General features: G+C 75.4%; 7 protein-coding genes. 6 read left to right on the top strand and 1 reads right to left on the bottom strand.

All coding sequences use genetic code 11. The features are described 5' to 3' along the window. The 3 genes from ACFRMQ_RS27765 to mfd all read left to right on the top strand — a co-directional run. A partial coding sequence (locus ACFRMQ_RS27765; RefSeq protein ID WP_380733392.1) for an SUKH-4 family immunity protein occupies nt 1-1144 on the top strand: 1144 nt, incomplete at its 5' end. A gap of 267 nt (nt 1145-1411) precedes the next feature. Next, nucleotides 1412-2851 carry a hypothetical protein gene (locus ACFRMQ_RS27760; RefSeq protein WP_380733391.1) on the top strand — a complete coding sequence of 480 codons (1440 nt, stop codon included), beginning with the start codon at nt 1412-1414 and terminating at the stop codon, nt 2849-2851. A 739-nt stretch (nt 2852-3590) separates the two neighbouring features. Then, on the top strand, nt 3591-7220 hold the full coding sequence (gene mfd / locus ACFRMQ_RS27755; RefSeq protein ID WP_380733390.1) for a transcription-repair coupling factor: 3630 nt from the start codon (nt 3591-3593) through the stop codon (nt 7218-7220). Nucleotides 7221-7364: 144 nt separating this feature from the next. Here the strand turns inward: mfd and ACFRMQ_RS27750 are convergent, their stop codons facing one another. Further along, entirely contained in the window at nt 7365-7997 is a 633-nt protein-coding gene (locus ACFRMQ_RS27750; RefSeq protein WP_380733389.1) for a DUF4352 domain-containing protein, read from the bottom strand. A gap of 207 nt (nt 7998-8204) precedes the next feature. On the opposite strand from ACFRMQ_RS27750, the gene ACFRMQ_RS27745 reads away from it, so the two are divergent. The 3 genes from ACFRMQ_RS27745 to ACFRMQ_RS27735 all read left to right on the top strand — a co-directional run. Further along, a complete protein-coding gene (locus ACFRMQ_RS27745) occupies nt 8205-10352 on the top strand; it encodes an N-6 DNA methylase (protein WP_380733388.1) in 2148 nt (715 codons plus the stop codon). Between the two features lie 187 nt (nt 10353-10539). Next, entirely contained in the window at nt 10540-11205 is a 666-nt protein-coding gene (locus tag ACFRMQ_RS27740; RefSeq protein ID WP_380733387.1) for a hypothetical protein, read from the top strand. Next, on the top strand, nt 11202-12861 hold a 1660-nt coding region (locus ACFRMQ_RS27735; RefSeq protein ID WP_380733386.1), incomplete at its 3' end, for a serine/threonine-protein kinase. The genes ACFRMQ_RS27740 and ACFRMQ_RS27735, both read left to right, overlap by 4 nt.

Here is a 12861-nt window from a genome sequence, read left to right as displayed (position 1 = left end):
CCCGGGGACCCCGCCGTCCGGCGGCCCGGCCGTCCCGCCGCCGCCCGGCGGTCCGGCGGCCCCCGCCGCGCCCGCGGCCGGCTACGGCTACCCGAACGCGGCCGGCGCCGCCGGGGTCGTCCCGCCGGCGGCGGTGCCCGGTCCGCCGCAGCCCGCGCCGGTGCCCCCGGGCGTGCCCGCGGTCGGCCCGGGGTACTTCGCCGCGCTCAGCTACCGGGGCCCGGACGGCTCGGAGCAGAAGCTGCTGCACCGCAGCGAGCCCGGCACCCCGCACCCGGAGTGGAAGATCCTCCAGGACCTGCGGCGGCTCAACGTGCCGCCGGAGCAGGTGCTGGAGCTCTACACCGAGCTGGAGTCGTGCGACCTGCCGGGCGGCTACTGCAACCGCATGATCGCCGCGTCCTGGCCGAACGTCCGGCTCACCCACACCGCCTCGTACGGACGCGACCACGTCTCGCGGCAGGCCGGGATGGCCGAGCTGCTCGACCACCTGGACGAGCTGCACCAGCTGGCCTCCGGCGCCCAGCGGGTCCGCCCGCTCCGGGTGCCGCTGCCCGCCCCCGGGACCGTCCAGCCGCTGCCGCCGCTCCCGCCGCAGCAGCTCGCCCAGGAGGTCGGCACGGCCTTCGGGCAGAACCTGTTCCGCTACGAGCAGCGCGCCGTCTCCCGCCAGGGCGTGCCCGAGCCGGTGTCCCAGACCCTGATGTGGGCCGGGCTGCCGCGCGACTTCGGGCCGTTCTTCTGGGCGCAGGCGCAGGAGGGCCGCCCGATCCCGACGCTCGCCGAGCTGGCCGCCGAGCGCGGCCTCGCCCCGGGCCCGGACTTCGGCGGCTACCTGGTGCTGGGCAACGACTACGGCCGCCAGCTGTGCGTCCAGTACGGCACCGCGAACGTGGTGGCCGTGGATGTCGACGGAACCGGGCAGCCGCCCCGGTTCGTCAACAGCGGTGTACCGGAGTTCGTCCGCTCGCTGGCCCTGCTGGGCCGGATGTGGCGGCTGCGGTACGGGCTGACGCCGGAGCAGGCCGGTCGCTGGACGACCGACTTCCAGGCCCAGCTCGCCGCGATCGACCCGGCGGCCCTGCAGAACGCGGACACCTGGTGGGCCGTGCTGCTGGAGCAGTTCTGGGACGGTCTGCTGTAGCCGGACCGTCTCCGATCCTCGCAGGTGGGGAGGGGTCGTTCCGGGGTCCGGGACGACCCCTCCGGCATGCCGCCGCAGCTGTGCCTCATTGGGGTTTCGCCCGGATCTGCGCAAAATAGGTCAAGAGGATGGGTCTATCCGTCCGGTCCTCGACATTTTCCGGTCCGCACGGCGACGGATTCCGGCCCCGGGTTCCGAACCGGTTCCGGATCCGTCCGTTCCGTCCGATCATGGGCTCCGCAGCCCGCGAAACGAGGGGAAGAGCCCATGAGCGACGCCGTCCCCCAGTACGGCTTCACCCAGGCCCGCAAGGGCTACGCGCCCGAGCAGGTCGACCGAGCCCTCGCCGCGCTCACCGCGCAGCGTGACGAGGCATGGGAACGGCTGAGCGTCCTGGGCGCCGGCATCCGGCAGATGGAGGCCCGGCTGGCCGACATCCGCCGGGCCGCCGAGGAGGCGCCGGAACCCGACTACCAGGTGCTCAGCGAACAGGCCGCCGGCCTGGCCGCGATGGCCGAGAACGAGGCGCGCGCCGTCCGGGAGAAGGCCGAGCGGTTCTCCGAGGACCTGCGCGACGAGGTCTACGACGCCGGGCAGGCGGCCGACGGCGCCGCCAAGGAGTACGCCGCCACGACCCGTACCGACGCCGACGCGGCCGCCCGCCGTACGAGCGAGCGCACCCGGGCCGAGGCCGAGGGCATCCGGGCGGAGACCGACCGGGAGAGCCGCTCGGTGCGGGACGCCGCCACCTCCTACGCCGCCAAGGTGCGGGTGGCCGCCGCCGAGGCCAGCGAGCAGGCCGAGGCCGAGCTGGCCGCCCGGCGCCGCAAGGCCGACGAGACCTTCGCCGCCGCCCAGGCCAAGGCCGACGCCGAGGACGCCGAGGTCTCGGCGACCGCCGAGCGCCGGGTCAAGGAGGCCGAGCAGCAGCGGGAGACCGCGCTGAACCAGATCAAGCAGCTGGAGGCGGACGCCCAGGCCAAGGCCGACCAGCTGGTCGAGCAGGCCCGCCGGGAGGCCGAGAAGATCAACGCGGCGACCGAGGGCGAGCAGCGCGAGTTCGACACCCGGCTGGACACGGTGCAGCAGCACCTGGACCACATCAAGGCCACGCTGGCCTCGCTCACCGGGGCGGCGGTCGGCCAGATCGAGCCCGGGGCGGCCGCCGCGGCCGTCGCGGCGGCCCAGGGCTCGAAGGCGGCCGGGGGGTCCACGGCCTCCCGGGTCGCCAAGGCCGCCGCGGCACCCGCTCCGGCGGACGCGGTCGAGGACGCCGTCGCCGACGCGGCGGGGGTGGACTCGGAGGCGGACACCGGGGAGATCCCGGTGGCGGACCTGCGGAAGGCCGAGGGCCGGAGCGGGGCGTCCGGTACGGCGGCTCCCGCCGGGGCCAAGGCCCCCGCGCAGGAGGGCCCGACGACGGTGCTGCGGACGCCGGTGGTCGGCGGCAGCGCCGCCAAGGCCATCGGCGGGCCCGTGGCGGCCGGCCCGGTGCCGCCGAAGCCGGCCTCGCCGCCCGCGGGGGAGATGCTCGACGGGGAGGCCGTCGACGGGAAGGCCGAGGGGAAGGCCGAGGGGAAGGCCGTCGACGGGACGGACGCCGGGGCGCCGTCGGAGGAGGAGACCAGGATCGTCCCGAAGATCATCATCGTGGACGACGGGGCCGGCTACGCGACCCCCCACACGGTGAGCTACCGCCGCCGCTGACCGGCCGGGCGACCGCGCGTCGCGAAGGCCCCGGCCACCCGGCTCCGCCGTCGGTGGCCGGGGCCTTCGTCGTACCGGGGCGGGCCCGGGCGTCGAGGGCCCGGAAACTCCCCGGGATGGAGCGGTGGTCGGCGGGGTAGGCCTGGGAACGAAAGAGGCCGAGACCCGTGGCGCCCTCCAGGAAAGGGCGCCACGGTTCCCGGCGCTTGGGCGGGCGCCCCCACCCAGGGTCGCCCGGCCTCGCACCTCCGACCCCCATCGGGGGTGCGACAGTGCCGCCACAGCCATCCCCCACGGTTGGGTGCGGCGGGCACGTTCACCATGGTGCGCGATCTCCATGGACGGCCAGTGACAGGAGTATGTCCAGTTCGTGGCGGATAGCCGTGTCCGGGTCGGTACGTGTGCGGGGCGGTTCGTCCACCGGGTGGTCCGGTGTTCCGTCCAGTGGTTCGTTCCCGACGTGCTCCTGACATGTTCGTCGGTGTGGCCGCTCCGGCTCCGTCCCGTTCGGGTACCGGTCCGGCCCTGCTCCGGCCCCGCTCCGGCCGCAGTCCGGCGCCGGTTCGGCCGCGGTCCGGCCCCGGTTCGGCACCGTCGAAGTCGTGGACCGGGTGCGGGTCCGTGCCGCGGCGTAGGCTGGAGACCCCCGGCCGCTCGGCGTGCCGGGCCGTTCGCGTTGCCCCGGCGGGCCTTCGCCGCCCGGGGGCAGCACCAGCCACGGGACGAAGAAGAGACCCCAATGAGCCTGACCGGACTGCTCGATGTCGTCGCGCGGGACGCGGCGCTCGCCGAGGCCATCGAGGCGGCCACCGCCACCGGAGCCGAGGCCGGCGGACGCCGCCACCTGGACCTGGTCGGCCCGCCGGCCGCCAGGCCGTTCGCCATCGCCGCGCTGGCCCGCGCGCTGGCCGGACAGGCCGCCGGGGAGCGGGGCCGCCCGGTGCTCGCCGTCACCGCGACCGGCCGGGAGGCCGAGGACCTCGCGGCCTCGCTGCGCTCGCTGCTGCCCGCCGACGCCGTGGCCGAGTACCCGGCCTGGGAGACCCTGCCGCACGAGCGGCTGTCGCCCCGCTCGGACACCGTCGGGCGCCGGCTCGCCGTGCTGCGCCGGATCGTGCACCCGCGGGCGGACGACTTGGCGGCCGGGCCGGTCCAGGTGATCGTCGCCCCGGTCCGCTCGGTGCTCCAGCCGCAGGTCAAGGGGCTGGCCGAGCTGGAGCCGGTGGCCGTGGCGCGCGGTGAGTCGTACGACCTGGAGGAGGTGGCCCGCCGGCTCTCCGCCGCCGCCTACGCGCGGGTCGAACTGGTCGAGAAGCGCGGCGAGTTCGCCGTCCGTGGCGGCATCCTGGACGTCTTCCCGCCGACCGAGGAGCACCCGCTGCGGGTGGAGTTCTGGGGCGACGAGGTCGAGGAGGTCCGCTACTTCAAGGTCGCCGACCAGCGCTCGCTGGAGATCGCCGAGCACGGCCTGTGGGCGCCGCCCTGCCGCGAGCTGCTGCTCACCGACGAGGTGCGGGCCCGGGCCGCCGAGCTGGCCGCCGAGCACCCCGGGCTGGCCGAGATCCTGGACAAGATCGCCGAGGGCATCGCGGTCGAGGGCATGGAGTCGCTGGCCCCGGTGCTGGTCGACGACATGGAGCTGCTGCTGGACGTGCTGCCGCTCGGCTCGGTCGCGGTGGTCTGCGACCCGGAGCGGGTCCGCACCCGGGCGGCCGACCTGGTGGCGACCAGCCAGGAGTTCCTGCACGCCTCCTGGGTCGCGGCCGCGGCGGGCGGGGACCGGCCGATCGACGTGGAGGCGATCGACGTCTCCGCGGCCTCGCTGCGCTCGCTCGCCGAGGTGCGCGAGCACGCCGCCGAGATCGGGCTGCCCTGGTGGTCCGTCAGCCCGTTCGCGACCAGCGAGTCGACGGTCGACGGGCTGCTGGAGTTCGACGCCAACACGCTCACCCTCGGCATGCACGCCGTCGAGGCCTACCGGGGCGACACCGCCCGGGCGATCGCCGACGCCAAGGAGCGGCTGGCCGCCGACTGGCGGGTCGTCATGGTGACCGAGGGCCACGGCCCGGCCTCCCGGCTCGCCGAGGTGCTCGGCAACGAGGGCATCCCGGCCCGGCTGGTCGCCGACCTCGCCGAGGCGCCCACCCGGGACGTCGTCTACGTCTCCTGCGGTTCGATCGAGCACGGTTTCGTCGACGAGGCGCTCAAGCTCACCGTCATCACCGAGACCGACCTGTCCGGCCAGAAGTCCTCCACCAAGGACATGCGCCGGATGCCCTCGCGCCGCCGCAACGCGATCGACCCGCTGGCGCTCGTCGCCGGCGACTACGTCGTCCACGAGGCGCACGGCGTCGGCAAGTACGTCGAGATGGTGCAGCGCACCGTCCAGGGCGCCACCCGCGAGTACCTGGTGCTGGAGTACGCCCCGGCCAAGCGCGGCCACCCCGGCGACCGGCTGTTCGTGCCGACCGACCAGCTCGACCAGGTCACCAAGTACGTCGGCGGTGAGGCCCCGACGCTGCACCGGCTCGGCGGCGCGGACTGGGCGAAGACCAAGCAGCGGGCCAAGAAGGCGGTCAAGGAGATCGCCGCCGACCTGATCAAGCTGTACTCGGCGCGGATGGCCGCCCCCGGCCACACCTTCGGCCCGGACACCCCGTGGCAGCGGGAGCTGGAGGACGCCTTCCCGTACGCGGAGACGCCGGACCAGCTGACCACCATCGCCGAGGTCAAGTCGGACATGGAGAAGTCCGTCCCGATGGACCGGCTGATCTGCGGCGACGTCGGCTACGGCAAGACCGAGATCGCCGTGCGGGCCGCGTTCAAGGCGGTGCAGGACGGCAAGCAGGTGGCGGTGCTGGTGCCGACCACGCTGCTGGTGCAGCAGCACTTCTCGACCTTCGCCGAGCGGTACGCGAACTTCCCGGTGACGGTGAAGGCGCTGTCCCGCTTCCAGACCGACACCGAGGCCAAGGCCGTCCTGGAGGGGCTGTTCGAGGGCTCGGTGGACGTCGTCATCGGCACCCACCGGCTGTTCTCCTCCGAGACCAGGTTCAAGGACCTCGGGCTGGTCATCGTCGACGAGGAGCAGCGCTTCGGCGTCGAGCACAAGGAGCAGCTGAAGAAGCTGCGGGCCAACGTGGACGTGCTCACCATGTCCGCGACCCCGATCCCGCGCACCCTGGAGATGGCGGTCACCGGCATCCGCGAGATGTCCACCATCACCACCCCGCCGGAGGAGCGGCACCCGGTGCTGACCTTCGTCGGGCCGTACGACGAGAAGCAGATCTCGGCCGCGATCCGGCGTGAACTCCTGCGCGAGGGCCAGGTGTTCTACATCCACAACCGGGTGGAGTCGATCGACAAGGCGGCCGCCCGGCTGAAGGACCTGGTGCCCGAGGCGCGGATCGCCACCGCGCACGGGCAGATGGGGGAGACCCAGCTGGAGAAGGTCGTCGTCGACTTCTGGGAGAAGGAGTTCGACGTCCTGGTGTCGACCACGATCGTGGAGTCCGGCATCGACATCTCCAACGCCAACACCCTGATCGTGGAGCGCGGCGACACCTTCGGCCTCTCCCAGCTGCACCAGCTGCGCGGCCGGGTCGGGCGCGGCCGCGAGCGCGGCTACGCCTACATGCTGTACCCGCCGGAGAAGCCGCTCACCGAGACCGCGCACGAGCGGCTGGCCACCATCGCCCAGCACACCGAGATGGGCGCCGGCATGTACGTCGCGATGAAGGACCTGGAGATCCGCGGCGCGGGCAACCTGCTGGGCGGCGAGCAGTCCGGGCACATCGCCGGGGTCGGCTTCGACCTCTACATGCGGATGGTCGGCGAGGCGGTGGCGGAGTTCCGCGAGTCGCTGGCGAACGGCGGGGAGCCGGAGGAGGAGCCGCTGGAGGTGAAGATCGAGCTGCCGGTCGACGCCCACGTGCCGCACGACTACGCGCCCGGCGAGCGGCTGCGGCTGCAGGCGTACCGATCGATCGCGGCGGTCAACTCGGAGGAGGACATCACGCAGGTCCGGGACGAGCTGGTGGACCGCTACGGCAAGCTGCCCGAGGCGGTGGAGAACCTGCTGATGGTCGCGGCGCTGCGGCTGTACGCCCGGCGGTGCGGGATCTCGGACATCACCCTCCAGGGCTCCAACGTCCGCTTCGGGCCGGTGGAGCTGCGGGAGTCCCAGCAGCTGCGGCTGAACCGGCTCTACCCGCGCAGCCAGGTGAAGGCGGCGGCCCAGCAGCTGCTGGTGCCGCGCCCGAGCACCGGGCGGATCGGCGGGAAGCCGCTGGTCGGGCGGGAACTGCTGGGCTGGTGCGGCGAGTTCCTGTCGGCGATGTTCGACGACCTGGCGGGGGCGAAGAAGTAGCGCTCCGCGGGGGTGGGTTCACGGCGGTCTCGGGCTCTGCCCGGGGCCGCCGTTCCGTTGTGCGGCGCGGGGTTCGTGGCGTGGGGCCCGTGGCGCCGGGTTCGTGGCGCCGGGCGGTCGGGGTGGCGGCTGTGAACGGAGGCGTCAGCCGAGCTTCCACTGGCCGGTCTGCGGGGCGAAGCCGCTGTCGAGACCGAACTGGGCCTTGTCGAGCTTGGTGTCCTTCGGGACCTCGAAGGTGACGAAGCCGAGGGCGCTCTCGCCGGGGGCGATGTTGGCGGGCACCTGGAAGCTCGGGCCGGCCTTGGTGTCCGCGATCGTGGTGCCGAAGGCCTGGCCCTCGGCGTCCAGCAGCTTGGCGCCGTTGCCCGGGGCGTCGCTGTAGGCCTTCTTGCCGCTCGCCTTGATCCGGAACTGGACCGCGACGAAGCGCTTGCCGTCGGCCGGGTGGGTGAACTCGTTCTCGCCCTCGGCGTTGTCGACCACCTTCACCAGCGTCACGTCGGCGGTGTCGGCCGGGTCGTTGCCCTTGAGCGCGATGGTGTCGCCGAGCTTGGCGGGGGCCTTGGAGGTGTCGGCGGCCTTGCCGTCGGCGGACTTGCCTCCGGCGGGCTTGGCGGCCTCGGAACCGGTGACGGCCGCGGTCTGCTTCGCCTCGGTCGAGACGGAGGAGCCGCTGGTGGAGTCGCACGCCGTCGCGCTCAGGGTGACCAGCGCGGCGCCGACCAGCAGTGCGGCGGTGCGGCGGACGGCGGCGGTGCGGGTGCTCGCGGACATGGGTGTTCTCCCGGTGGTCGGTGGTCTTCCCTGGGTCGCCCCCGTCCGGTGGCGACGGAGAGATCACACCACCTGGGCGTGAATACTGTCAACGTGATTTCACAAAAGAACTCTGTTCACATGTGAACTGGGGTCACGGGGCACGTCGCTATGCTGTGCGGTCACAGCGTCCGCCCGCGCGGTCGCCGCCCATCGAAGGAGCCCCCCGTGCCGGACCGTCCCGAAGTGACCGCCGCCGAGATCGCTCGGCTGGCCGGCGTCGGCCGGGCCGCGGTCAGCAACTGGCGCCGACGCCACCCCGACTTCCCGCGCCCGGTCGGAGGCACCGACGCCAGCCCGGCCTTCGCGCTCGACGAGGTCGAGTCCTGGCTGCGCGCCCAGGGCAAGATCGCCGAACTCCCGCTGCTGGAACGGGTCTGGCAGCTCGTCGACACCCTCCGTGACCCGGCCGGCCACCCCGCCGCCCCGCTCGTCGAGGCGGGCGCCCTGCTCCTGTCGCTGCACCGCGAGCCCGAGCAGTGGGCGGACCTCGCGGGCCGCCCGGACACCCGGCTCGCCCTCGCGCTGCCCCGCGCCGCAGCCGGCACCGCCGTCCACGCCTTCGGGCCGGACGGCGCCCGCACCCTCGGCCTGCCGGGCCTGCTCGGCAGCACCCAGCTGGACCTCGCCCGGCTGCTCGCCGAACTCGCCGCCCAGGCCGGCCCGGCCGGCGCGTACGAGCAACTGCTCACCCGGTACTCCGAGGCCAACACCCGCCAGCTCAGCCCCACCCCGCCGGAGGCCGCCGAACTGCTCGCCGCCGTCGCCGGGGTCCCCGCCACCGTGCTCGACCCGGCCGTCGGCCTCGGCTCCGCGCTGCTCGCCCACCCGCCGACCACCGGCCGCTACGGTCAGGACGCCGACCCGGTCACCGCCGCCCTCGCCCGGCTCCGGCTCGCCCTGCACACCCCCGCCGACGAGCCCGGCCCGCTCCCGCTCGACCTGCGGGCCGGCGACGCCCTGCGCGCCGACGGCTTCCCCGGCGACACCTTCGAGGCCGTGCTCTGCCAGCCCCCGTACAACGAGCGCGACTGGGGCCACGACGAGTTGCAGTTCGACAGCCGTTGGCCCGGCGGGCTCGTCCCGCCGCGCGGCGAGTCCGAACTCGCCTGGGTGCTGCACTGCCTCGCGCACACCCGCCCCGGCGGCCTCGCCGCGCTGCTGCTCCCCCCGACCGTCGCCGCCCGGCGCGGCGGCCGCCGCATCCGTGCCGAACTGCTGCGCTCCGGCGCGCTGCGGGCCGTCATCGCGCTGCCCGCCGGCGCCGCCCCGCCGTACGGAGTCCCGCTGCACCTGTGGGTGCTGCGGGCGCCCCGGCCCGGGAACGACTTCCGCCAGGTACTGCTGCTCGACGCCGGGGCGGCGCTCTCCGGACCGGCCGGGGCCACCGGGGCGCCGGCGGGCGAGGGCGGCCGGGACAAGGTGGACTGGCCCGAGCTGCGCCGCACCGTCCTGGAGGCCTGGCGCGGCTTCGACCTCGCCGCGCGCGAAGGCCTGCCGGTCCCGGCCGACCGACCCGGCGTCCACCGGGCGGTGGCCGCCATCGACCTGCTCGACGACGAGACGGACCTCTCCCCGGGCCGGCACGTCCCGCCCGCCGCCCCGCTCGGCGGCGCCGCCGAACTCTCCCACCTCGGTGGCCGGTTGGCCGAACTGCTGGCCGGCCTCCCCGACCCGGCCACGCTGCTGCCGCGTCCGGCCGCCGCGTCCGGGGCGAGCCCGGCCGGTGTGGTGACCATCGGCGAGCTGGTCCGCGGCGGCGCGCTGGAGGTCTACTCCTCCGGCACCGGCGCCGCCACCCGGCCGACCGCCGCGGGGACGGGCGGCACCCCCGTCGTCACCGACCAGGACCTGGCCGGCGCCACCGCCCCCAGCGCCGTCCTGGCCGCCGGCCCCGGCCCGGCCGGTGACGTCCGCACCCGCCCCGGCGATGTCCTGGTCCCCGCCCTCGGGGGCGGCACCGCCCGGGTCGTCCCCGCCGAGGGCCCGCTGGTCGGCGCCGCCCTCGGCCGCCAGCTCCATCTGCTGCGGCCCGATCCGGCCGCCCTCGACTCCGAGTTCCTGGCCGGCCACTTCCGTTCCACCGCCGGCACTCGCCGCGCCGCCAGCCACGCCACCACCACCGCCCGCCTCGACATCCGCCGGGTCGAACTGCCGCGCCTCCCACTGCCCGCCCAGCAGCACCTCGGCGCCGCCTTCGCCCGGCTCGCCGCCTTCGACACCGCGCTCGGCCAGGCCGCCGCCCTCGGCCGCGGCCTCGCCCAGGCCGCCACCGACGCCCTGGCCTCGGGCACGCTGGTGCCGCCGGTGGACTGAGCGCGGACCGGGTGCGGACCGAGCTGAGCACGGCTCAGCAGCGGCTGGGTAGCGGCCGGGTAGCGGCGCGATACCGATGAGGCCGCAGGCGGACGGAAGCCCTCCGGCCCGGCCGGGCCGGACGGTACGGTGGGCGGAACCGTTCGCACCGCCCTCGGTGCCGGTCCTCACCAGCTCAGGAGCGCGCATGTCAGGGCAGTACCCCGGGCAGTTCGGACCGCCGCCCGGCGGAACGCCGTACGGGCCCGGGCACCTGCCGGGACCGGTGGCCGGGGTGGTGGCCGGTCCGGCGCCGATCCCCGGGCGGTTCGGGCTGACGGCGCGGGTGCTGTGCGCGCTGGCCCCGGTGCTCACCTTCGGGCTGCTCGGGGCGGTCCCCTCGCTGCTGCTGGCGCTCCGGCGGCGGCGGGCCTACGACGTCGTCGGCGCGGTGGTCTTCTGCGCGCTGCTGCTGACCCTGTTCGTCTCCGCCGGGGTCGCGGGCAGCCTGCAGAACCCGACGGCCGACACCACCGGCTCGATCACGATGGCCGTGCTGTGGATCGTGCCGACGGCGCACTTCCTGGTGATGGACAGCCGCGCGGTCTGGCTGGCCGGGCGGCCCGCGCCGCAGGGCGTTCCACAGGCCGCGCCGGAGGGCGTTCCGCAGGCCGTCCCGCCGTACGCGGTGCCGAACGGCTCGCCGTACGCGGCGACCGCCCCGGGGTACGGGGTGCCTGGTCCGGGCCCTGTTCCCGTGCCCGCGCCCGCGCCCTTCGTCCGGCCCGCCGCGGCCCCGGCGCCCGAGACCGCCCACGACCTGCGCGAGCTGGGCGAGTTGCTGCGCCGCCAGGCCCGCGAGGACCAGCCGTGACCGCCACCCGGCTGATCGCCGACCGCTACCGGCTCACCGAGAAGATCGGCCACGGCGGCATGGGCCAGGTCTGGGCCGCCCGGGACGAGCGGCTGCACCGCCCGGTCGCGGTCAAGCTGCTCCGCCCCGAGCACCTGCTCCCCGGCGGCGGGCGCGGCGGCAGCAGTGGTGGCAGCGGTGGTGGCAATGGCGGCGAACGCCTGAGCCACGGCGACGAGTTGCGCCGCCGCTTCCTGCGCGAGTGCCGGGTCACCGCCGCGCTCGACCACCCCGGACTGGTCACCGTCTTCGACGCGGGAGAGGACGGGGGCGAGCTCTACCTCGTCATGCAGCGCGTCCCCGGGGTCAGCCTGGCGGACCTCATCGCCGAGGACGCCCCCTTCCCGATCGAGCGCGCGGTGGCCGTGGCCGCGCAGCTGTGCGCCGCGCTGGCCGCCGTCCACGCCATCCCGGTGGTCCACCGCGACCTCAAGCCGAGCAACGTCATGGTCCGCGAGGACGGCCGCACCGTCCTGCTGGACCTCGGCATCGCGACCGCCCTCGACACCGAGACCACCCGGCTCACCCTCACCGGCGTTCCCGTCGGCAGTCCCTCCTACATGGCCCCCGAACAGGCCCTCGCCGCCACCACCGACCCGCGCAGCGACCTCTACGCGCTCGGCTGTCTGCTGCACGAGATGCTCGCCGGTGAGGAACCGTTCCGGGCCCCCACCGCGCTCGGCGTCCTGCGCCGGCACGTCGACGAACCGCCTGTCCCGCTCCGGGAGTTGCGTCCCGAAGTGCCGCGGTCGCTGGAACGGCTGGTGCTCGACCTGCTCGCCAAGCAGCCCGCCGACCGTCCGGCCGACGCCCAGAGCGTGTACGCGCGGCTGCTCCCGTCGCTGCCGCCGGCCGCGGGCGCCCCGCAACCCCCCTACGCCCCGCTGCCCGACCCCGCCCGCCCGTTCCGCCACCCGCACCAGCCGCAGCCCGCCGCCGTGGCGGCGCCCCCGGTGGTCCGCTCGGAGCCGGGGCCCTTCCTGCTGCCTCCCGCCCCGCCCGCCTCCCCGCCCGCCTCCCCTCCTGCCTCCCCGCCCACCGCCCCGCCCGCCGTTCCCGCGGCGTCGGACCTCGGCGCGGAGTGCGCCCGGCTCTCCGACCTGGTCGACGCCGGCCGCCACTCCGAGGTCCTCGGCCTCGCCGCCCGCCTGCTGCCCCGGGCCGAGGCCGAACTCGGCGACGCCGCACCTCTGGTGCGCACCATCCGCACCATCTACGCCCGCACCCTCCTCCACGAGGGCCACCCCCAGCAGGCCCTCCCCGAGTACCGGCGCCTCGCCGCCACCGTCTCCACCGCCGATGGCGGCCCGTACGGTCCCCAGGGCCTCGACCACCGCTACCGCGCGGCCATCTGCCTCGACCGGCTCGGCCACGGCGCCGAGGCCCTCGCCGAGTACCGGGCCCTCCTCGCCGCCCACACCGCACGCCTGGAATCCGGCCTCGACACCGACCCCGAGCGCGGCTACGACCTCCGCGAGCGCATCGGCCTCCACCTCGTCGCCACCGGCGACTCCCGGAACGCCTGGCACTGGCTGCTCTCCCTCCTCCTCGACCGCGAACGCCGCGACGGCCCCCACCACCCCGCCGTCCGCCGCATCCGCCAGTCCCTCTCCACTC

This window comes from Kitasatospora sp. NPDC056783, assembly GCF_042789895.1.
Taxonomy (GTDB): domain Bacteria; phylum Actinomycetota; class Actinomycetes; order Streptomycetales; family Streptomycetaceae; genus Kitasatospora.
This window is presented reverse-complemented; position numbering and strand designations above follow the sequence as displayed.

Bases quoted from the DNA above. Each gene is read 5' to 3' on its own strand.
- ACFRMQ_RS27750 (WP_380733389.1), bottom strand. From the start codon at position 7,997: ATGTCCGCGAGCACCCGCACCGCCGCCGTCCGCCGCACCGCCGCACTG.
- ACFRMQ_RS27740 (WP_380733387.1), top strand. From the start codon at position 10,540: ATGTCAGGGCAGTACCCCGGGCAGTTCGGACCGCCGCCCGGCGGAACG.
- ACFRMQ_RS27760 (WP_380733391.1), top strand. From the start codon at position 1,412: ATGAGCGACGCCGTCCCCCAGTACGGCTTCACCCAGGCCCGCAAGGGC.
- mfd (WP_380733390.1), top strand. From the start codon at position 3,591: ATGAGCCTGACCGGACTGCTCGATGTCGTCGCGCGGGACGCGGCGCTC.